At 68.0% G+C, this 21,243-nt stretch carries 14 protein-coding genes, 1 tRNA gene and 1 pseudogene; 7 read left to right on the forward strand and 9 right to left on the reverse strand.

The window, feature by feature from the left end:
* Positions 1–212: 212 nt before the first annotated feature.
* Genes thrB through argS form a run of 5 tightly spaced genes read right to left on the reverse strand, consistent with a single transcriptional unit; the run spans position 213 to position 6,494 of the window.
* A complete protein-coding gene (gene thrB, locus SK803_RS12150; RefSeq protein ID WP_319966027.1) occupies positions 213–1,067 on the reverse strand; it encodes a homoserine kinase in 855 nt (284 codons plus the stop codon).
* Positions 1,064–2,116 carry a threonine synthase gene (gene thrC, locus SK803_RS12155; RefSeq protein ID WP_319966029.1) on the reverse strand — a complete coding sequence of 351 codons (1,053 nt, stop codon included), beginning with the start codon at positions 2,114–2,116 and terminating at the stop codon, positions 1,064–1,066. Before thrC ends, thrB begins: the two co-directional genes overlap by 4 nt.
* A gap of 11 nt (positions 2,117–2,127) precedes the next feature.
* Complete coding sequence (locus tag SK803_RS12160) at positions 2,128–3,420, reverse strand: homoserine dehydrogenase (protein ID WP_319966030.1); 1,293 nt, start codon at positions 3,418–3,420, stop codon at positions 2,128–2,130.
* 27 nt (positions 3,421–3,447) lie between these two features.
* Positions 3,448–4,866: a diaminopimelate decarboxylase gene (lysA, locus tag SK803_RS12165; protein WP_319966032.1), complete on the reverse strand. Its 1,419-nt coding sequence runs from the start codon at positions 4,864–4,866 to the stop codon at positions 3,448–3,450.
* Positions 4,866–6,494 carry an arginine--tRNA ligase gene (argS, locus tag SK803_RS12170; protein WP_319966034.1) on the reverse strand — a complete coding sequence of 543 codons (1,629 nt, stop codon included), beginning with the start codon at positions 6,492–6,494 and terminating at the stop codon, positions 4,866–4,868. The genes lysA and argS overlap by 1 nt, the downstream gene beginning before the upstream one ends.
* Positions 6,495–6,663: 169 nt before the next feature.
* Here argS and SK803_RS12175 point away from each other — a divergent pair, with 169 nt between their 5' ends.
* The 3 genes from SK803_RS12175 to SK803_RS12185 all read left to right on the forward strand — a co-directional run bounded on the left by SK803_RS12175 (position 6,664) and on the right by SK803_RS12185 (position 10,879).
* Positions 6,664–7,494 (forward strand): DUF3105 domain-containing protein, encoded by an 831-nt coding sequence (locus tag SK803_RS12175; RefSeq protein WP_319966088.1) that lies wholly within the window; start codon positions 6,664–6,666, stop codon positions 7,492–7,494.
* Positions 7,494–8,201 carry a DUF305 domain-containing protein gene (locus tag SK803_RS12180; protein ID WP_319966036.1) on the forward strand — a complete coding sequence of 236 codons (708 nt, stop codon included), beginning with the start codon at positions 7,494–7,496 and terminating at the stop codon, positions 8,199–8,201. The genes SK803_RS12175 and SK803_RS12180 overlap by 1 nt, the downstream gene beginning before the upstream one ends.
* A gap of 803 nt (positions 8,202–9,004) precedes the next feature.
* Positions 9,005–10,879 carry an acyl-CoA dehydrogenase family protein gene (locus tag SK803_RS12185; RefSeq protein ID WP_319966038.1) on the forward strand — a complete coding sequence of 625 codons (1,875 nt, stop codon included), beginning with the start codon at positions 9,005–9,007 and terminating at the stop codon, positions 10,877–10,879.
* Between the two features lie 223 nt (positions 10,880–11,102).
* Here the strand turns inward: SK803_RS12185 and SK803_RS12190 are convergent, their stop codons facing one another.
* Positions 11,103–12,272, reverse strand: coding sequence for an ROK family transcriptional regulator (locus SK803_RS12190; RefSeq protein ID WP_319966039.1), 1,170 nt, complete (start codon positions 12,270–12,272; stop codon positions 11,103–11,105).
* A 153-nt stretch (positions 12,273–12,425) separates the two neighbouring features.
* Here SK803_RS12190 and SK803_RS12195 point away from each other — a divergent pair, with 153 nt between their 5' ends.
* Entirely contained in the window at positions 12,426–16,655 is a 4,230-nt protein-coding gene (locus tag SK803_RS12195) for a GH92 family glycosyl hydrolase (protein ID WP_406601520.1), read from the forward strand.
* A gap of 259 nt (positions 16,656–16,914) precedes the next feature.
* Here the strand turns inward: SK803_RS12195 and SK803_RS12200 are convergent, their stop codons facing one another.
* Positions 16,915–17,823 carry a cation diffusion facilitator family transporter gene (locus SK803_RS12200; protein ID WP_319966041.1) on the reverse strand — a complete coding sequence of 303 codons (909 nt, stop codon included), beginning with the start codon at positions 17,821–17,823 and terminating at the stop codon, positions 16,915–16,917.
* Positions 17,824–17,972: 149 nt separating this feature from the next.
* Between SK803_RS12200 and SK803_RS12205 the strand changes: the two genes are divergently transcribed.
* Both SK803_RS12205 and SK803_RS12210 read left to right on the forward strand, forming a co-directional pair.
* Positions 17,973–18,044: transfer RNA gene (locus SK803_RS12205), tRNA-Arg, on the forward strand.
* A 111-nt stretch (positions 18,045–18,155) separates the two neighbouring features.
* Entirely contained in the window at positions 18,156–18,665 is a 510-nt protein-coding gene (locus tag SK803_RS12210; RefSeq protein WP_319966042.1) for a hypothetical protein, read from the forward strand.
* Between the two features lie 219 nt (positions 18,666–18,884).
* Here the strand turns inward: SK803_RS12210 and SK803_RS46505 are convergent.
* Positions 18,885–20,021: pseudogene (locus SK803_RS46505) on the reverse strand (recombinase family protein); the annotation flags it as partial.
* 130 nt (positions 20,022–20,151) lie between these two features.
* Positions 20,152–20,637 (reverse strand): recombinase family protein, encoded by a 486-nt coding sequence (locus SK803_RS12220; protein ID WP_319966044.1) that lies wholly within the window; start codon positions 20,635–20,637, stop codon positions 20,152–20,154.
* Positions 20,638–20,934: 297 nt separating this feature from the next.
* Between SK803_RS12220 and SK803_RS12225 the strand changes: the two genes are divergently transcribed.
* On the forward strand, positions 20,935–21,216 hold the full coding sequence (locus SK803_RS12225) for a helix-turn-helix domain-containing protein (protein ID WP_030472487.1): 282 nt from the start codon (positions 20,935–20,937) through the stop codon (positions 21,214–21,216).
* Positions 21,217–21,243: the final 27 nt, after the last annotated feature.

The raw sequence follows: 21,243 nt of genomic DNA on the forward strand, positions 1-21,243 counted from the left end.
TTCCCTCAAGCACGGGACTTTTCTCAGATCACACGGCGATCGGGTGCCTCTTTTGCGTCCGCCCCGCCCGCACGGCACAGAGCCGGAACACAAAAGGATTGCGACTCGGAACGAGTGTCCGAGCGCGACACCGGCGCCCGTGCGCGCGGTGACTGATCGCCCCCGAGGGTAGACGCCGGTCCCCCGGCATGCAACAACCGGGGTCGGGCGTGTCAGTCCAATGGCCGAACGCGCACGCCGGAGGCGTCGACGTCGAGTCTCCGCACGTCGAAGCCGTGCACGTCGACCTCCGCCGGGAGATCGCCGAACGCGATCACGGTGGGTCCCGCTCCGGACACGCAGGCGGGAACACCGAGCTTGCGAAGATCGTTGATCACCCGAACGGTGTCGGGCCACGCGGGCTCGCGGTAGTTCTGGTGGAGTCGATCCTCAGTCGCAGCAAGGAGAACGGACGGGTCCCTCGTCAACGCGTGCACCGCCAGGGCGGCTCGCCCCGCGGCGTGCGCGGCGTCCGCATGCGGTACTTCGGCCGGAAGCAGCCCGCGCGTGGTCTTGGTGGACGACTCCTGCGACGGGATCAGCACGACCGGGCGCACCCGTGCGTCAGGTTCCGCCCGGACCGCGCGGTAGCGCTCTCCCTCGGACCACGCAACGACAACGCCGCCGTACAAAGAAGCAGCCGCGTTGTCCGCGTGCCCCTCGAACTCGGCAGCGATTTGCAACGCGTCCGTGTCCAACTCGCGACCCATCAGGGTGAATCCGGCTACGACACCCGCCACGATCGCGGCGGCCGACGAGCCCAGCCCCCGTGCGTGCGGAATGGTGTTGTGACACCTCAGGGCGAGGCCGCCGGTGTACCCGGTCGCGCGGACGGCCCGCACGACGAGATGGGTCTCGTCGAGCGGGACCTCACCCGATCCGGCGCCGTCCACGACGATCGAGAGGCCGTCGACACCTTCGCCGCCGGCCACCTCGACCTCGTCGTACATCCCGAGCGCCATGCCCAGCGCGTCGAACCCCGAACCGAGGTTCGCGGTCGACGCGGGGACGGAGACGAGGAACTTCACGCGAGCTCCAGCGCGTGCGCGACCGCACCGGGGTCGACCGGGACCGGCTCGACCTCGGTGGTGCCGAGCAACGCGGTGTCGGGGTCCTTCAGACCGTGACCGGTGACGGTGCACACAACCGTCGAGCCCTTGGGCAGGCGCCCGTCCTCGGCGGTCATCAGCAGACCGGCGATGGACGCGGCCGAGGCTGGCTCCACGAAGATGCCCTCGGACGACGCCAGCAGCCGGTACGCGGACAGGATCTGCTCGTCCGTGACGGCGTCGATCAGGCCGCCGGACTCGTCGCGGGCGTTGATCGCACCCGTCCACGAGGCCGGGCTGCCGATCCGGATGGCGGTCGCGATGGTCTCCGGGTTCGCCACCGGCTGACCGGAGACGAGCGGAGCCGCGCCCGCGGCCTGGAAGCCGAACATGCGGGGCAGGCCCGAGTCGTACGACGTGTAGCCCTTCCAGTACGCGGTGATGTTGCCCGCGTTGCCGACCGGCAGGCAGTGCACGTCCGGAGCCTGGCCGAGCACGTCGCAGACCTCCCACGCGGCGGTCTGCTGGCCGATGAGCCGCACCGGGTTGACCGAGTTCACCAGCGTGACCGGGTACTCGGCCGCGGTCTTCGACGCCAGTTCCAGGCAGTCGTCGAAGTTGCCGTCGATCTGCAGGATCTTCGCGCCGTGCATGACGGCCTGCGCGAGCTTGCCCATCGCGATCTTGCCGCTGGGCACCAGCACCGCCGCGGTCAGACCGGCCTTGGCCGCGTAGGCGGCGGCGGACGCCGACGTGTTGCCGGTGGAGGCGCAGATGACCGCCTTGAGACCGGAGGCGAGCGCGTACGTCATGGCCACGGTCATGCCGCGGTCCTTGAACGACCCGGTCGGGTTCGCGCCCTCGACCTTGACCCAGACGTCGGACCCGGTGGCAGCGGAGAGGCGCTTCGCGTGCACCAGAGGCGTGCCGCCCTCGTGCAGCGTCACGACCTCGGCGCCCGCCGGAATCTCGATGCGGTCCCGGTAGGCGTTGATGAGACCGGGCCAGCCTGCTTTCGCAGTGCTCATTCCTTCTGGGCTCACTCTTCGCCCTCCACCCTCATGACGCTGACGACGTCCCGCACCACGGGCAGGCCACCGATTTTGTCCACAGTGGACCGCAGCGCGGCGTCGGTCGCCGCGTGCGTGACGATCACCAGGCTGGCGTCCTCGACGCGGCCTTCCTGGCGCACCGCGGCGATGCTCACGTCGTGCTCGGCGAACACCGCGGCGACCTGCGAGAGGACACCGGGCTTGTCCGCCACGTCGAGGCTGATGTGGTAGCGGGTCGGCGTGTTCCCCATGGGCTGCGCGGAAAGCGCGGCGTAGGCGGACTCGCGCGGACCACGTCCGCTCGCGACCATGTTGCGCGCCACGGCGACCAGGTCACCGACGACCGCACTCGCCGTGGGGGCGCCACCGGCGCCCTGCCCGTAGAACATCATCTCCCCCGCCGCGTCGGCCTCGACGAACACCGCGTTGAACGCGCCGTTGACGCTCGCCAGCGGATGCGTCCTGGGGATCATGGCCGGGTGCACTCGAACGGCGACTGATTCCTGGCCGGACGGGCTGGTGACGCGCTCGCAGATCGCGAGCAGCTTCACCGTGCGGCCGAGGCCCTTGGCCGCCGCGATGTCCGCCGCGGACACCGCACGGATGCCCTCGCGGTACACGTCCGACGCCGTCACGCGCGTGTGGAACGCAAGGGACGCAAGGATCGCGGCCTTCGACGCGGCGTCGAAACCGTCGACGTCCGCGGTCGGGTCGGCCTCGGCGTAACCGAGGCGCGAGGCCTCCTCGAGCGTCTCGGCGTAGCCGGCACCCGTGGCGTCCATCGCGGACAGGATGAAGTTCGTGGTGCCGTTGACGATGCCCATGACGCGCGTGATCCGGTCTCCCGCAAGGGATTCCCGCAACGGGCGCAGCAACGGGATCGCACCGGCGACGGCGGCCTCGAAGTAGAGGTCCGCCCCGGACGCGTCGGCTGCCTCGAACAGGTCGGGACCGTGCTCGGCCAGCAGCGCCTTGTTCGCCGTGACGACGGACTTGCCGTTGCGCAGCGCCTCCAGCAGGAGGCCGCGCGTCGGGTCGATGCCGCCGATGACCTCGACGATCACGTCCACGTCGTCCGACTTCACGAGCGCCGCGGCGTCCGTGGTGAGCAGGTGCTCCGGTACTTCACGATGCTTGTTCGGCCTGCGCACGGCGATGCCGGCGAGCTCAACCGGCGCGCCGATGCGCTGGGTGAGGTCCTCGGCCTGGTCCGTCAGCAGCCGGACTACCTCGGTGCCCACCGTGCCGCACCCGAGCAACGCGACACGAATAGGTTTCACGGGGCCCGTCTCTTTGACTGACACTGCCTATACCTCCAGACGGAACAGATCGTCCTCGGTCTCACGACGCAGCAACAGCCGCGCCTCACCGTCGGTCACCGCGGCGAGCGCGGGCCTCGGAAGTCGGTTGTACCCGCTCGCCATCGAGTAGCAGTAGGCCCCGGTCGCAGCGATCGCCACCAGGTCTCCCGGCGCGAGGTCGTCCGGCAACCAGCAGTCGCGAACCACGATGTCACCGGACTCGCAGTGCTTGCCGACGACGCGGCACAGCACGGCGCGCGACTCCGGCTCCGCGGCGCGTGAGACCAGTTTGCAGTCGTAGACCGCGTCGTAGAGCGCCGTGCGGATGTTGTCGCTCATGCCGCCGTCGACGCTGACGTACCGGCGCCGCGCGCCACCGTCCAGCTCGACGTCCTTGATGGTGCCGACCTCGTACACGGTGACCGTGCCGGGGCCGACGATCGCGCGGCCGGGCTCGACCGCGATGCGAGGCATCTCCAAGCCGTTGTGCTCGCACTCCTTCTGCACGATGTTGTGCAGCTGCCGCGCGAGCTCGGCGGGCGGGGGCGGGTCGTCGTCCGGCGTGTACGCGATGCCGAGGCCGCCGCCGAGGTCGACGACGTTGAGCGTCGGGATGTCGCCGTGCTCCTTGCGCACGTCCGCGAGCAGGCCGATGACGCGGCGGGCCGCGACCTCGAAGCCGGACGCGTCGAAGATCTGCGAGCCGATGTGGCTGTGCAGGCCGACCAGCTGGAGGCCGGTCGTCTTGAGCACGCGGCGCACGGCTTCCGCGGCGTCGCCGGAGGACAGCGAGAAGCCGAACTTCTGGTCCTCGTGCGCGGTGGCGATGAACTCGTGCGTGTGCGCCTCGACGCCGACCGTCACGCGGATCAGCACCGGCTGCACCACACCGCGTTCGCGCGCGATCTGGTCGAGGCGCGCGATCTCGTGGTACGAGTCGAGCACGACCCCGCCGACGCCCGCCTCGACGGCCGCCGTCAGTTCCGCGACGCTCTTGTTGTTGCCGTGCAACGCAATGCGCTCGGCCGGGAAGTTCGCCCGGAGCGCGATCGCGAGTTCGCCGCCGCTGCACACGTCGATCGAGAGGCCCTCTTCGGCCACCCACTTCGCGACCTGGACGCTCAGGAACGCCTTGGAGGCGTAGTGCACGAGCGTCGGGTCGCCGAACGCCTCGGCGTGCTCACGGCAGCGTGCGCGGAAGTCCTGCTCGTCCATGACGAACAGCGGGGTGCCGTACTGCTCGGCGAGCCCGCGCACGTCCACGCCCGCCAGCTCCACGACGCCGGAAGCGTTGCGGGAGGCGTTGCGCGGCCACACCGTCGGGTGCAGGTAGTCGAGCTGGTCGGCGGTGCTGGGGCGGTCGCCGGCGGTGCTGCCGGGAACCATGACGTCGGCGTGCCGGGGTCCGGCCGGGTGCGCGCGCATCACATGCGCTCCGGGGCGCTCACGCCGAGCAGGCCGAGGCCCGCGGCGAAGACACGCCTGGTGGCGTTGACGAGCTGAAGCCTGACCTGGTGCAACGGAGTCGTCTCCTCGTCGCCGCGCGGAAGGACGCGGCAGTCCTGCTGGAAGCGGTGGTACGTGCCCGCGAGCTCTTCGAGGTAGCGAGCGACGCGGTGCGGTTCACGCAGTTCGGCGGCGGTGGCCACCACTCGCGGGAACTCGCCGATGGTGCGGATGAGGTCGCCCTCGCGCTCGTGGGTGAGCAGCGCGAAGTCCTCTCCAGGGGTGATGCCGAGGTCGCCGGCGTTGCGCAGGATCGACGACGTGCGCGCGTGGGCGTACTGCACGTAGTAGACCGGGTTCTCGTTGCTGTGCTTGCGCAGCAGGTCGAGGTCGATGTCCAGGCTGGAGTCGACGCTCGACCGGATCATGGCGTAGCGGGCGGCGTCCACACCGACCGCGTCGACCAGGTCCTCCATCGTGATGACGGTGCCCGCGCGCTTGCTCATCCGCACCGGCTGACCGTCGCTGACGAGGTTCACGAGCTGGCCGATCAGCACCTCGACGCTGTCCGGGTCGTCGCCCAGCGCCGACGCGGCGGCCTTGAGGCGCGCGATGTAGCCGTGGTGGTCCGCGCCGAGCATGTAGATGCAGAGGTCGAAACCGCGGCCGCGTTTGTCGACGAGGTAGGCGATGTCGCCGGCGATGTAGGCCGGGATGCCGTCGCTCTTGATGACGACGCGGTCCTTGTCGTCACCGAAGTCCGTGGACCGCAGCCACCAGGCGCCGTCCTTCTCGTACAGCGAGCCGTTGGCCTTGAGCTTGGCGATCGCCTCGTCCACGCGGCCGCTCTGGTGCAGCGAGTCCTCGTGGAAGTAGACGTCGAAGTCGGTGCCGAAGTCGTGCAGGCTGCTCTTGATCTCCTCGAACATCAGCCCGACGCCGACCCTGCGCACCGTCTCGGGGTCGTTCAGCGCACCCGGCTCGCGGCGCAGCACCTCGGCCGCGATGTCGCTGACGTACGTGCCCGCGTAGCCGTCCTCCGGGGCCGGCTCGCCCTTCGCGGCGGCGATCAGGGACCGGACGAACCTGTCGATCTGCGCGCCAGCGTCGTTGAAGTAGTACTCGCGGGTGACCTCGGCGCCACGGGCTTCGAGGACCGTGCCGAGCGCGTCACCGACCGCGGCCCAGCGCGCGCCGCCCAGGTGGATGGGGCCGGTCGGGTTCGCGGAGACGAACTCCAGGTTGATCCGCTTGCCGCCGAGTTCGGTGCCGGTGCCGTAGCCGTCCTCCAGCGCCGCGCGAACGATCGCGCCCTGGGCCTCGGTGGCGATGGTGAGGTTCAGGAAGCCCGGACCGGCGACATCGGCCTTCGCGATGGCGGGCTGGGCGAGCAGGGCCTCGGCGAGCCACGTGGCGAACTCGCGGGGCTGGACGCCGGCCTTCTTGGCGAGCTGGAGCGCGATGTTCGTGGCGTAGTCCCCGTGCTCGGGGTTCCTGGGTCGCTCGACCGTCACCTGCCGCGGGGCGGCGGTGACGTCCAGGCCTCGGTCCGCCAGCAACTGGGCAACCGTGGTCCGGACGAGATCGGCGAGCGCTTCAGGGGTCACGGACGATGAGTTTAGAGAAGCGTTGTCGCAGGTCTCGACCGGGTTACCGGGTCTCGGAGGGTGAGACGGCAAGTGTTAACGCGGACGTGGTATCGCCCTGCGCTGACAGTGATCAGACACGATGTCCCTACACTGGCGCCGGTTGACCAGGACGACATCTGAGGCGGACATGACCAGCGGCAAGAAGACGAAGGCCACACGCAGCAGCGTGGCCGCAGCCCGTTCCTCGGTGGTGGCGAGCAAGCCGAAGCCGTGGGGCACGATCATCGCGGTGATCGCCGTGCTGGGGCTCGCGGGTGGCGTTTTCGGATATGCGTACTCGCAGATCCACGCGAACAACGTCAAAGAGGCCGCCCTGGCCAAGTGGAAGCCCTCGGACACGAACAAGGACCCGTCGGCGCAGCTCGCGGGCATCGTGACCAAGGAGTACAAGGGTTCTCGCCACGTAGAGCCGACCCAGCGCGTCGCCTACGACCAGACCCCCGCTTTCGGCGGCCCGCACGACTCGCAGTGGGCCGACTGCACCGGCGTCGTCTACGACAAGGCCGTGCGCACCGAGAACATGGTCCACGGCCTCGAGCACGGCGCCGTCTGGATCGCCTACAACCCGGACCAGGTCAAGGACGACGCGCTCGCGAAGCTCAAGGCCAAGGTCGAGGGCGTCCCGTACATGATGCTGTCGCCGTTCCCCGGCCTCGACAAGCCGATCTCGCTGCAGTCCTGGGGCCACCAGCTGAAGCTCGAGAAGGCCGACGACGAGCGCGTGGACCAGTTCATCTCCTCGCTGCTGCGCAACCCGAACACCTACCCCGAGGTCGGCGCGTCCTGCGAGAACACGCAGTTCCTGTCGAACCCGGCCCCGTTCGTCGCCGAGAAGCCGGGCGCCGACGCGGTGCCGATGGACGGCGGCAAGGACGAGTCGACCACCGAGGGCCAGCAGGGCCAGGCGCCCGCCAGCACGCCTCCGTCGGGCTCCGCCTCGACGCCTCCGTCGAGCTGATGACCGCGCCTTCCGACACCGATTCTGCAGAGACCGAGGTGTCCGAGCGCCCTTCCGGGGTGGCTCGGACCCTGGTCATCGGCGCCGCCGTACTCGCCGTGCTCTTGCTGGGCGCGGCAGTCGGTCTGCTGGTGAAGCTGCCCGGCTCGACGGGCTCCGCGGTCCCGGCCTCCGGCTCCGTGGACGTCGGCTTCTGCCAGGACATGGCCCAGCACCACCTGCAGGGCATCCAGATGGCGAACATCGCCCGTGATCGCTCCACCGATCCGGCGATCCGCCAGCTGGCGTTCGACATCTCCTCCACCCAGCTGGAGCAGGTCGGCCGCATGAAGGGCTGGCTGATGATGTGGAACGAGCACGAACAGAACGTCTCCGGCGTCTACATGGCCTGGATGAACGACTCGGGCGTGCACGGCCACGGCGCCACCACCCCCGAGGCCGGCAAACCGCTGATGCCGGGCATGGCCGTCACCGACGAGCTGGCCAAGCTGCGGACGATGCCCGCCGGACGCGACTTCGACGTGTACTTCCTGCAGCTCATGCTCCGCCACCACGTGGGCGGGGCACCGATGGCCGAGTACGCCGCGACGAAGGCGAGCCAGCCGTTCGTCCGGACGCTGGCCGACAACATGCTGAAGTCGCAGTCGTCCGAGACCGAGCTGATGAAGGACTACCTGGCGAAGCGCGGAGCCGCCCCGCTGCCGTAGCCATCCGGTTGTCCGTGCGTGAGGGCCGTCCCCTGGTGGGGGCGGCCCTTTCGCTTTGCGCGCGGGCTGCTGGGTGGGTGGCAAGCCGTGGAGGGCGGGCGGACAGGTGACGGGCGGGCAGGTGACGGGCCAGCAGGTGACGGGCGGGCGGTGGCGGCTGGGACGTGGTGAACGGCGGCGGCCGACATGTGCCGGGCGCGGCTGGGCGGCGGTGGCGTGACAGGCAGGCCGTGCTGGGCCGCGCAGGCCGCGGGCCGTGCGTGCCGTGCGGGCCGTACAGGTCGCGGGCCGTGCGTGCCGCAGGTCGTGCGTTCCGCATAGGTCGCAGGCCGTGCAGGCCACAAGCCGTGCAGGCCGTACGCGCCGCGTAGATCGCAAGCCGTGCGTGCCGTGCAGGCCGTACGCGCCACGCAGGTCTCAAGCCGTGCGTGCCGCGCACGCCGTACGCGCCACACAGGTCCCAAGCCGTGCGTGCCGCGCACGCCGTACGCGCCACACAGGTCCCAAGCCGTGCGTGCCGTACGCGCCACACAGGTCCCAAGCCGTGCATGCCGCGCACGCCGTACGTGCCACGTAGGTCACAGGCCGTGCGTGCCACGCAGCTCGCGCCGAGCCGACCGTGCCAGGCAAGCCACGCCAGGCAGGGCGGGAGGCGCAGGCCGTGCCAGGTAGGCCGTGCCGGGCACCTGGCGCGGTAGCGACCGAGCGGCCCCGCTGCCCAACAGCCCCGTTTCACCCTCCGAGCCGGTGGACATCCGCCTACCGCCGAGTAACGTAGGTCACACCCCTACTCGGAGGTAACCATGACCGTCGACGAGCGCGCGGCCAGGCAGGTCGCCGAACAAGCACGGGAAACCCGCTGGCAGCGACCGAGCTTCGGCAAAGAGCTCTTCCTCGGTCACTTCCGCATCGACCTCATCCACCCGCATCCCAGTGGCACCCCGGAAGACCGCGAACGCGGTGAAGCGTTCCTCGAGAAGCTCCGCAAGTTCACCGAGTCGCAGATCGACAACACGGTGATCGAGCGCGACGCGCAGATCCCGGACGAAGTGCTGAAGGGCCTCAAGGACCTCGGCGCGTTCGGCATGAAGATCAAGCCCGAGTACGGCGGCATCGGCCTCACCCAGGTCTACTACAACAAGGCCCTCATGCTCGTCGGCTCCGCCAGCCCCGCGATCGGCGCCATCCTGTCCGCGCACCAGTCCATCGGCGTGCCCCAGCCGGTCGCGATGTTCGGCAGCCCGGAGCAGAAGCAGGAGTTCCTGCCGCGGTGCGCGAAGGGCGAGATCACCGCTTTCCTCCTCACCGAACCCGACGTCGGCAGCGACCCGGCCAGGCTCGGCACCACGGCCGTGCTGGACGGCGACGACTACGTCCTCAACGGCGTGAAGCTGTGGACCACTAACGGAGTCGTGGCCGACCTCCTGGTCGTCATGGCCCAGGTGCCGGACCGGGGCATCACGGCGTTCGTCGTGGAAGCCGATGCCGAGGGCATCACCGTCGAGAACCGCAACGCGTTCATGGGACTGCGGGGCCTCGAGAACGGCGTCACGCGGTTCCACAACGTCCGCGTGCCCAAGAAGAACGTCATCGGCAAGGAGGGCGCCGGGCTCAAGATCGCTCTGGCCACCCTGAACACCGGGCGCCTCAGCCTTCCCGCCCTCTGCGCCGGCAGTGCCAAGTGGTGCCTGAAGATCGCCCGCGAGTGGTCCACCGAACGCATCCAGTGGGGGCTCCCGGTCGGCAGGCACGAGGCCATCGCCGGGAAGATCGCCTACATCGCGGCCACGGCGTACGCGCTGGAGGCCGTGCTGGACCTCAGTTCCGAGCTCGCGGACGCCGGCAAGCACGACATCCGCATCGAGGCGGCGCTGGCGAAGCTCTACGCGTCCGAGAAGGCGTGGCTGGTGGCCGACGAACTCGTCCAGGTCCGCGGCGGGCGCGGGTACGAGACGGCGGAAAGCCAGGCGGCGCGCGGAGAACGTGGCATCGCGGCCGAGCAGGTGTTGCGGGACCTGCGGATCAACCGGATCTTCGAGGGCTCCACGGAGATCATGCACCTGCTGATCGCCCGCGAGGCCGTCGACGCGCACCTGTCCGTCGCGGGCGACATCATCGACCCGGACGCGGACCGTCAGCGGAAGATGAAGGCGGCGGCGAAGGCCGGTGGGTTCTACGCCAAGTGGCTGCCGACGCTGGTGGTGGGCAAGGGGCAGAGCCCGGCCGCGTACACGGAGTTCGGGCCGCTCGCCAAGCACCTGCGGTTCGTCGAACGGTCGGCGCGCAAGCTGGCGCGGCAGACGTTCTACGCCATGTCGCGGTGGCAGGGGAAGATGGAGCGCAAGCAGCGGTTCCTCAGCCGGATCGTGGACATCGGGGCGGAGCTGTTCGCGATCAGCGCCGCCTGCGTGCGGGCCGCGCAGGACAAGAACCCCAACTCGCAGCTGCTGGCGGACGCGTTCGCCAAACAGGCGCGCGTCCGGGTCGACGAGCTGTTCGAGAAGTTGTGGAAGAACACCGACGACAGCGATCAGGTGCTGGCCAAGCAGGTCATGGACGGCGACTACACGTGGCTGGAGGAGGGCGTGATCGACGCGTCGATCCCGGGTGCGTGGATCGCGGACTCGGCGCATCGCGAATCGACCGCGACGAACGTCCACCGGCCCACGCCACGCTAGGCCGTTGACTGCACTGGGCAGGCTGATGGTGGTGCGGGCGCGGCACCTGCCCAGTGCACGGCCGGTAGGGGGCTACGTCCCCCGCATCCCCCTACCGACTCCCCTTGCAACGGAAGGACACAACAACCCTCCAGGTGGAGGTTCCGGTAACGCTAAGCCACCCATCGCTGTTCACAGATACGACAAATGAGTGAATTACCAGGTGAGGCCCATTCGACTACTCTCAGAGAGTAACTTCAAAGACCAATTCACGAGCGGCTTCCAGGCCCATCGCGATGGCTCCGGACAGCACTGCGCCGTCACCGAGCGAGCCGGCCACGATCGGGGGCGCGAGCGGCGTCATGGTGCGCAGCGCGGCCTCCAAAGGGGACAGCAGCAGGTCCACGTTCGACCCGACGCCGCCGCCCAGCACGACCAGCTCCGGATCGATCACCGCGGACACCGACGCGACGAGGAACGCGAGCCGTTCCGCCTCGACCCGCACGACGTCCAACGCCTGCACATCTCCCGCACGTGCGGCGGCGAACACCTCACGGGCCGACCGCGCCGACAGGCCACGCTCCCGTGCCAGCGCCACAACGGATTCCGCCGCGGCAGCGTCCTCGAACTGTCCACGTTGGACGTCCGAAGCGGACTTCCCGAACGGCAGGAAACCGACCTCGCCCGCCGCCCCGTGCGCACCGCGGAACAGCGCGCCGTCGACGACGATCCCCATGCCGACACCGGTACCGACCGTCACGCACACGAACACGCGAGCACCTTGAGCCGCCCCGTAGACGTGCTCCCCCAGCGCGGCCAGGTTGGCGTCGTTCTCCACGACCATCACCGGCCCGAGCGACGTCTCCAGCCCGTCCAGCACGCCGGCGGACTCCCAGCCCGGCAGGTTGGGCGCGTGCCGCACGACCCGCGAGCGCTGGTCGATCACGCCGGGGCTGCCGATCACCTTCACCACGACGTCGGCCAGGGCGAGACCCGCGTCCGCCACCGTCCGCGACGCCAGGTCGGTCACCGTGCGCACCAGACCCGCAGCCGACCGCCCGCGGTTGCGCTCGTCCACGCGGGCCACGACGGACCCGCCCAGGTCGGCCACAGCCGCCCGGATCCGCTCGCGGCCGATGTCCACGCCCAGCACGTAGCCCGCCGCCGGATTCGGCTCGTAGACCACCGCGGAACGGCCGGGACCGGCCGTCGTCCTGCCGATCGGGCGCACCAGCGCGTGGCGTTCGAGATCGACGAGAGCCTGCCCGACCGTCGGCTTGGACAACCCGGTGTCCTTGGCGATCTGCGGGCGCGTGGCGGCACCCAGACGGCGCAACCGATCCAGCACAGCGCGTTGGTTGAGCACGCGCATGCCCGCTGGTGTACCCACCTCTGGCGGCTTGCGGTCGGTCACCGGCCGAGTCTAGATCTTGATCGGTGGTCCTCGTGCGCAACTGTTGAGAGGACAGGTTCGAAGACAATTTCTGTCGGGTCCCTTGACAACGATGTCACGTGCAGAAACGCTCCCACGCAAATGGGGCAGGTGTAAGGCGGCGGAAGGGTTGCAATGAGGCAACTGGGGAAAAGACGAACCAGAACTCTGTTGAGCGTTGCGATCACTGCGACACTGGCGTGCGGCGTCACCAACGGCTACGCGGCCGCCGCACCAGAGGAGCAAGGCGTGGGTTTTTCGTCGTCCTTTGAGGACGGTCAACCGCAACCGTCGTGGGTCAGCACGGTCGAGACCGACGCGGCGGGGCAGCCGAAGGCGGCGGGCGTGATCGGCTCGAGCGGCACAGGCCTCCCCGGCAACGTCGCCGAAAAGGCGGACGTGGCGGCCAACGGGGAGAACGCCGGCTCGGGCGAAGGCGTCGACAAGATCAACGACGGCAACGTCAACACCAAGTGGCTGGTCTTCGCCACCACCGGCTGGGTGACGTTCGACTTCAAGACGAGCCCTCAGACGATCAAGAAGTACACGCTCTCATCGGCCAACGACGCGCCCGAGCGCGACCCGAAGGACTGGACGCTGCAGGGTTCGAACGACGGCACGAACTGGACAGTCCTCGACACCCGCACCGGTGAAAGCTTCGCCGAGCGGTTCCAGACCAAGCTCTACGACATCGCCTCTCCGGCGTCGTATCGGCATTACAAGCTCGACATCACGGCGAACCACGGCACGGACATCGTGCAGCTCGCCGAGGTCGAACTCTCCGACGGTTCCACGAACCCCCCGGCGCCGAACATGCGCAGCCTCGTCGGCACCGGTCCCACGGGCGGCTACACGGCCAAGTCGCGGGCCGGCTGGACCGGCCTCAAGGCGTTCCGTGCCCAGGGCAAGCACACGACCGAGGGCCGCGCCTACAGCTACAACAAGGTCTTCGACGTCGACGTGAAGGTCGAGCCCAAGACCGAGCTGTCGTACATGGTCTTCCCGGACTTCGTGACCGACAACCTGAACTACCCGAGCACGTTCTCGTCGGTGGACCTCGCGTTCTCCGACGGCACGTACCTGAGCGACCTCAAGGCCGTCGACCAGCACGGCGCGGTGCTGTCGCCGCAGGGCCAGGGCGCGGGCAAGTTCCTGTACGCCAACCAGTGGAACAAGGTGGCGTCGACGATCGGCGCGGTCGCGGCCGGCAAGACGATCAAGCGGATCCTGGTCGCCTACGACGGTCCCAAGGGCCCGACGGAGTTCGGTGCCTGGTTCGACGACATCAGGATCGGCGACGTCGTCACCAAGCAGTACGCGAAGCCGTCGGACTACGTGCTGACCACGCGCGGCACGAACTCGAACGGCTCGTTCTCGCGGGGCAACAACTTCCCGGCGACCGCGGTGCCGCACGGCTTCAACTTCTGGTCCCCGATGACCAACGCGGGTTCGATCTCCTGGTTGTACGAGTACCAGCAGCGCAACAACGCGCAGAACCTGCCGACGCTGCAGGCGTTCACGACGTCCCACGAGCCCAGCCCGTGGATGGGTGACCGCCAGACGTTCCAGGTCATGCCGTCGGACAAGGCGCCGACCCAGGACCGCGCGCTGCGTTCGCTGCCGTTCAAGCACGACAACGAGGTCGCGAAGGCGCACTACTACGGCGTGACCTTCGAGAACGGCATGAAGACCGAGATCGCGCCGACCGACCACGCGGCGGTCTTCCGGTTCACGTTCGCCGACACGGGCGAGAAGAACCTGGTGTTCGACAACGTCAGCAACCTCGGTGGTCTCACACTGGACGCGGCGAACGGCGTCGTCACGGGCTACTCGGACGTCAAGAGCGGCCTCTCCACCGGTGCGACCCGCCTGTTCGTCTACGGCAAGGTCGACAAGGCGGTCACCGCGAGCGGCCGGCTGACCGGCGCGGGCCGCGACAACGTGGGCGGCTACTTCTCGTTCGGCGACAAGACCGTCGAGCTGCGCATCGCCACCTCGCTGATCTCGGTCGACCAGGCGAAGTCGAACCTGGAGCAGGAGGTCTCGGCGTCCGACACGTTCGACGCGGTGCGTGACCGTGCGCAGGCCGCGTGGGACAAGATCCTCGGCGTCATCTCGGTCGAGGGTGCGTCCGAAGAGCAGCTGATCACGTTGTACTCCAACATGTACCGGCTCTACCTGTACCCCAACTCGGGCTACGAGAAGGTCGGCGACAAGATCCAGTACGCGTCCCCGGTGGCGCCCGCGACCGGCCAGAACACGCCGACGCAGACCGGCGCGAAGATCGTGGACGGCAAGATCTACGTCAACAACGGGTTCTGGGACACCTACCGCACGACCTGGCCCGCCTACAGCCTCTTCACCCCGTCCAAGGCGGGCGAGATGGCCGAGGGCTTCGTCCAGCAGTACAAGGACGGCGGCTGGATCTCGCGCTGGTCCTCCCCCGGTTACGCGGACCTGATGACGGGCACGAGCTCCGACGTGGCGTTCGCCGACGCGTACCTGAAGGGCGTGTCGAACTTCGACATCAAGGCCGCCTACGACGCCGCGGTGAAGAACGCGTCCGTCGTGCCGCCGAGCAACAACGTCGGCCGCAAGGGCATGGACAAGTCGATCTTCCTCGGCTACACCGGCAACGACCAGCTGGACGAGGCGTGGTCGTGGGCGATCGAGGGCTACGTCAACGACTTCGGCATCGCGTCGATGGCGAAGGCACTGCACCAGAAGACGGGCGAGAAGCGGTACGCGGAGGAGTACGAGTACTTCCTCAACCGCGCCCAGAACTACGTGCTGACGTTCGACAAGCGGATCGACTTCTTCCAGAACCGCAACGTCGACGGGTCGTGGCGGGTCGAGGACCCGGCGAAGTACAACCCGCAGGACTGGCGTTACGACTACACCGAGACGAACGGCTGGAACATGGCGTTCACGGTGCCGCACGACGGGCAGGGTCTCGCGAACCTGTACGGCGGGCGGGACAAGCTGGCGCAGAAGCTCGACTCGTTCTTCACCGTGCCGGAGACCGCGAAGTTCCCCGGCGGCTACGGCGGCGTGATCCACGAGATGATCGAGGCGCGGGACGTGCGGATGGGCCAGTACGGCCACTCCAACCAGCCGTCGCACCACATCGCCTACATGTACAACTACGCGGGCAGGCCCTCGGGCACCCAGGAGAAGGTGCGCGAGATCCTGTCGCGCCTGTACGTGGGCTCGGAGCAGGGCCAGGGCTACGCCGGTGACGAGGACAACGGCGAGATGTCGGCCTGGTACCTCTTCTCCTCGCTGGGCTTCTACCCGTTGCAGATGGGCAAGCCGGCCTACGCGATCGGTTCGCCGCTGTTCACCAAGGCGACCGTGAAGCTGGAGAACGGCAAGAAGCTCGTCATCAACGCGCCGAAGAACAGCGCGAAGAACGTCTACGTGCAGGGCGTGAAGGTCAACGGCAAGGCGTGGAACAAGACGTCCCTGCCGCACGACGTGCTCGCGGCCGGTGCCACGATCGACTTCGACATGGGCCCGAACCCGTCGAAGTGGGGCACGGGCGTCAACGACGTGCCGGACTCGATCACCACCGGTGACGCGGTCCCGACGCCGCTGCGCGACGTCTCGGCCGGTGTCGCCACCGCTGCTCTGGTGGACAACACCTCCGCGACCTCCGCGACGGTCCGCGCGTTCGACTTCAAGGCGGCGGACGCCAAGGAGAAGGCGGAGTTCTACACGCTGACCAACGCGAAGACCGGCAAGTCCCCGTCGTCCTGGGAGCTGAAGGCCTCCTACGACGGCAAGACGTGGGCGACGGTCGACAAGCGTTCCGGCGAGAACTACCAGTGGCAGCAGTACACCCGGTCGTTCAAGATCGCCTCGCCGGGCCGCTACAACTTCTACCGGCTGGAGTTCTCGGAGGACGTCGCACTGGCGGAGTTCGAGCTGATGTCGAAGCCGCTGCCGGCGCCCGCCACCACGGTGACGGGCACGGTCAACGGTCCGCTGCAGGTCAAGGGCGTGACCTATGTGGACGGTGCCACGATCAACGGCCCGGTCACGGTCACCCGCGGCGCCACGCTGTACGTCTTCGGCGGCGAGATCAAGGGCCCGATCTCGGCGGCGGACGCGGCCTCCGTGGTGCTGATTGGCACCAAGGTCGGTGGTCCGGTGACGGTGCACGGTTCCGCCACCGAGGTGGCGATCGAGAACACCTCGGTCGGTGGCCCTGTGTCACTGACGTCGAACAAGACCAGGTCAGTGGTGGCCTTCTCCACGGTCGGCGGCCCGTTGTCCTGCACGGGCAACAACCCGGAGCCGTCGAACAACGGCTTCCAGAACGACGTGAAGGGGCCGAAGGCAGGACAGTGCGCTGGTCTGTAATGGCTAACTGATCCTCGGTCGAACCCGGAAGGCCGCGTTCCGTCACGGAGCGCGGCCTTTCCCGTTCACCTGAAAGGATCTATCCCTTTAAGACATACTTCGATGAGATCTTGGCAATTCATCTGTGGTGACTGGGGAGGCGTTTGTGGTGCCGTTCGAGCGAGGCCGTGTCTGGGTCGCCGTACCGCAACCCCGCCAGCCCCTTCCGTCACGAACGGGCACCTCGTCCACTAAGGACGAGATCCGCGACCTGCCCGCCTCACCACGAAAGCTCCCGGCACCGCTGCGCTGACGAGCCACCCTCGACCTGCAGCGTCGCGTGCTCGATGCGGTACTTGGTCGCCAGCAACGACTGCGCGGCCTTGAGCACGTTCTCGTGGTCAGCGTCCTGCACGGTCGTGAGGTGAGCCGAAGCCACCTCCATGCCGCTCGTGAGCGTCCACACGTGCAGGTCGTGCGCCTCCGTGACACCGGGGATCCGGGTCAGTGCCGCCTGCATCTCCGTGACGTCCAACCGCTCCGGCGCGTGCTGGAACAGGATGTGCAACGCGTTCTTGGCGAGGCTGTACGTTCGCGGCAGCACCCACACGCCGATCAGCACACCCATGATCGGGTCCGCGTACTTCCAGCTCGTGGTGAGCGTGACCAGGGCGGAGATCAGCACGCCCACCGACCCGATGAGGTCGGCCAGCACCTCGAGGTACGCGCCCTTGACGTTGATGCTGTCCTTCGCACCCTCCTTGAGGATGCTGAAGCTGACGAGGTTGGCCACCAGACCCAAGCTCGCGGCGATGAGAACGGGGAACCCCGGCACCGCGGGCGGATCCTGGAACCGGCCGACCGCCTCGTAGATCACGTAACCGGCCACCCCGAACAGCAGAACGGCGTTGGCCAGCGCCGCCAGCACCTCGGCCCGGTAGAACCCGAACGTCCGGTTCCGACCGGCCTTGGCCCTGCGCGCCACCATGATCGCGGCCAGCGCCATGCCCACACCCAGCACGTCCGTGAGCATGTGAGCGGCGTCGGAGATCAGCGCGAGTGAGGACGTGGCGAACCCGACGATGAACTCGACCACCATGAAGACCGCGCCGATGCCGAACGCGATCCACAGCTTGCCGGCGTGCCGCCCGCTCGCCGACGCTGATCCGTGTCCATGACCGTGGCCCATGTCCAGGAACATATAGCGACATGCGCATGAGTGCAATCGACGGTATTCCTGACCAGGGGTGAAGGTGACGGACACCACCCTGAGCCGTCCGGCTGGGGTCCGTGTCAAACCAGGCTCGAACGTGCGCTAGGATCTTCCACGTAGCTACGGCCCCCGTAGCTCAGGGGATAGAGCACCGCCCTCCGGAGGCGGGAGCGCAGGTTCGAATCCTGCCGGGGGCACACAGCAGATGGGAACAGTGAGGGCGAGCCGTCGAACGGCTCGCCCTCACTGTTTGAACCCGCCTTGGCTCCGCGCGTCGGCTTCTTGAACGGGATCACTACCCCGCTCTCTTGCACAGCCTGCTGGACCGCGGGGAGGGTCTCGCCGCTCAGCGTGATCCTGCAGACAGCAGTGTTGTCGATCTTGTTGTAGTGCACCTCCAGCCGGAGCGCCTCGAACAGCTTGCGAGCGAGTGCCTCCGGCAGTTCTTCGAGATCGCTCCTGCCGACCGGCAGGAGGCGAAGCAGATCGGGGTTCTGCTGGTCGTTGGCCTGCTCCTCAAGAGTCGCCAGCTCGGTGGCGAGCTCAGCGCGCTCAGCCTTGATCTCGGCACGCCGGTTCTTGATGTCCTGGATGAGTTCCTGGTCGGGCTCACCGTCGTCGTCACCGGTGACCTCAAGGGTGCGGACCAGTCGCTTCTTCCGCGCATCCAGATCCGCGATGGATTTCTTGATGGCTGCGATTCGATCGTTTCGTTCTTGCTCCGATCGCGCGTCAAGGTCTCGCATGGCGGACGCCAGCAACTCTTGCCTGTACAGCCCGAACACGTGGTGGCTGAGGAAGTCATTCAGGCCGCATAGCAGCGCGTCTTCACGAACCCAGAGACTGTTCGGATGCCCCTCGGGGACGTAGCCCTTTTTCGCCGCGCAGGCGTAGTAGGCGTTCTCGTGCCGAGTCTTGCCGAACATCCGGCGGTGGCACAGTTCACAGAACAAGTAGGACCGCAGCCGGTACGTGCGCTTCGTCTGCGGATGAGGGTTCGCGCCCGCCTGAGTGCGGGACCGCTCGCGTCGCTGGACGACCTGCTGAGCCGCGATGAAGTCCTCCAGTTCGATGATCTTTTCGTGGGTGGGCGCCTCAGACCAGACCCACTTCTCCATCGGGTTGGGGCTGCCGTTGCGAGTCTTCATCGCCCGCCGGTTCCAGACCATGTAGCCGGTGTACTTGGGCTGGTTCAGGAGCTCCCGGACGCTGCTCCCCGTCCATCGACCTACCGCTCGTTCGGGATCCGGCGGCGTGGGCGGCGGGTTGGTCGAGAGGTCGAGGTTGAGCCGGTCCGCAATCGCCTCGTAGCCGAGCCGCTCAGTGATCCGCCAGTCGTAGATCCTGCGGACGACAGCAGCCTCGATCGGCTCGACGACCAGCTTGCTCTTCGTCCGCGGGCCGTTTCGCCCTTTACCCCGGTTGCCCTGACGGTTCCGAACCGCATGGTCGACGGCCCCGTTGCCGGGGTCCGGCTTGTCGAGGCGCACCTGGACGTTGCGGTAGCCGTAGCACGCTTTACCGACGTTATAGCCCTGATCGGTGTGGGTCTCGAACCCGTCGCGTGCGCGCTTGATCATGTCCAGCGCGTACCACTCGGCGATGCCCTGCTTGACCCGCCGCGTGAGAACCGTGGTCGGGTCGATGAGCATGTCGGTGTCGAGCCGGATGGGTTCGTCTGCTGCCCACAGTCCGACGTTGGCCGACTGGAGTTGGTGCTCGATCTGTGTGCCGTAGTACGTCCGGCGGGCGATGCGGTCGATCTGTTCGCAGATGACGGCTTGGAAGCGCCGGTCAGGGCTGGCCGCTTCAGTGAGCAGATCATGGATGCCACCGTCGCGCGGAATGGGGATGGCGAGCCGTTCATGACGGTCGCCCCGGCCACGTGCGTTGAGATCCTTGCGACCCGACTCGACGTCATAGAAGTGCGCGACGATGACGCAGCCCTCAGGCAGCGCTTCCTGCGAGATGCGCAGCTGGCGCAGCAATGATCCGACTGGGTCCTGCTGGTCGTCGGTGGAGGTGCGTCCGAGAAACGCGACGGGGATCAGGGCGGGCGCGGCTGTGACCACAGCCGACTCGAAGCCGCGCCAGCCGGGGCGGTACGGGCCCGCGTGGGCACTCAGGCTGCCCTGTTGGTTGAGCCAGTCTCGGATTGCCTCCGGGCCAGCCATTGCGTCACCTCCATCAGTACCTGGGCCTGTTCGAGCCGGAGCCGTTCGGCTTCGGCGCCTTCAGCAATGCGAATGTCCAGCCGCATCTCCGGGTCAGCGACTGGTTCGGGAAAGCGGTCGTTCGTGGGGGTCATCGAAGCGCCGGCCATTCGGGACAGCTGAGCCCGAGTCGGTAGAAGACCAGGGCGTTGGACGCAAGTTGCCGAGCCAGAGACAGGTCGTCGTCAGCGAACACGAAGGGCACGTTGCTCATGCTCGCCGCGCGCAGAAGTGGATCCCGCATGCGCGGCTGCCGTGGAAGTCGATCGGGCGCAGCACAGACGACCGCGTCGAACTCGCGCTCCGGATCGGCAACGCTGACAGCGAGCGCCCGGCAGTCGCCGCGTGCTGCGCCGAGGCGGGACTCGACGTCGCGGACGCTGAGACAGAAGCTGCCGTCGAGGGCATGCGGGGCGTCGTAGAACCACTGAGTCATCGCGCCGAGCTTGGCCGCTATCGCACTGCAGGCGAGGTACTGGCGGGACATGTCCGCCCCGGCTTTCTCACCGGTGTGGTTGGTACGTCCGTAGAAGGCGAGCCGCACACGTGTCGGCCCAGAACTGACGGTTCGGCTCATGGCTTTGCTCCCTTCGGCGACGCAGCCACGGCGGCTCCAGGCCGTATCGAGGACTGCACGGCTGCGAGTGTCGACCGCACCGGCTCGGAGTGGCGGGCAGCCGCTGCGATCAAACTAAGGTAATGCCTAATTTTCGCATTTGCAACTTAAGAAGATGAGGCCCTTCCCGTGTTGCGTAGTCGCAGTACCGGAATACGCCCGAGGTCCGTCGGGTTCCCGGAGTCCATACGGGAGACTGAGCGGCGACCAGGCGCTCAGACAGGTGCCGGTGCTGGGCGAGCGTGGGAAGGCGTGGCGGTGCAGCTTCGATGGCGGCTTAGGCAGGTAATGGCCTCCCGCGACGTGTGGAAAGGCACGGAGCTGCAGGAACTGCTCACCCGACGCGCCAACTTCGCCCTGTCCCTGCCGTCGATCTCCGCGCTGATGAACAACCAGCCGGTCCAGATGAAGACCGAGACCCTGCAAGCGCTATGTACCGCGCTGAAGTGCACGCCGGACGAGCTGTACGGGGTCGTACCTCCGCGTGAGATCTCGCTCACCGACGAGCCGGGGGCGAGCGATTCTCCGGCGAGCCGGTGACGTCCAAATTCAGGGTTTGGTGGACGT

It is taken from the genome of Lentzea miocenica, from assembly GCF_033949945.1.
Taxonomy (GTDB): Bacteria; Actinomycetota; Actinomycetes; order Mycobacteriales; family Pseudonocardiaceae; genus Lentzea; species Lentzea miocenica.

Coding starts and splice junctions, on each gene's coding strand:
- thrC (WP_319966029.1), bottom strand. CDS start 2,116: ATGAGCACTGCGAAAGCAGGCTGGCCCGGTCTCATCAACGCCTACCGG.
- lysA (WP_319966032.1), bottom strand. CDS start 4,866: ATGCGCGCGCACCCGGCCGGACCCCGGCACGCCGACGTCATGGTTCCC.
- SK803_RS12175 (WP_319966088.1), top strand. CDS start 6,664: ATGACCAGCGGCAAGAAGACGAAGGCCACACGCAGCAGCGTGGCCGCA.
- SK803_RS12180 (WP_319966036.1), top strand. CDS start 7,494: ATGACCGCGCCTTCCGACACCGATTCTGCAGAGACCGAGGTGTCCGAG.
- SK803_RS12185 (WP_319966038.1), top strand. CDS start 9,005: ATGACCGTCGACGAGCGCGCGGCCAGGCAGGTCGCCGAACAAGCACGG.
- SK803_RS12195 (WP_406601520.1), top strand. CDS start 12,426: ATGAGGCAACTGGGGAAAAGACGAACCAGAACTCTGTTGAGCGTTGCG.
- SK803_RS12200 (WP_319966041.1), bottom strand. CDS start 17,823: ATGGGCCACGGTCATGGACACGGATCAGCGTCGGCGAGCGGGCGGCAC.
- SK803_RS12220 (WP_319966044.1), bottom strand. CDS start 20,637: ATGAGCCGAACCGTCAGTTCTGGGCCGACACGTGTGCGGCTCGCCTTC.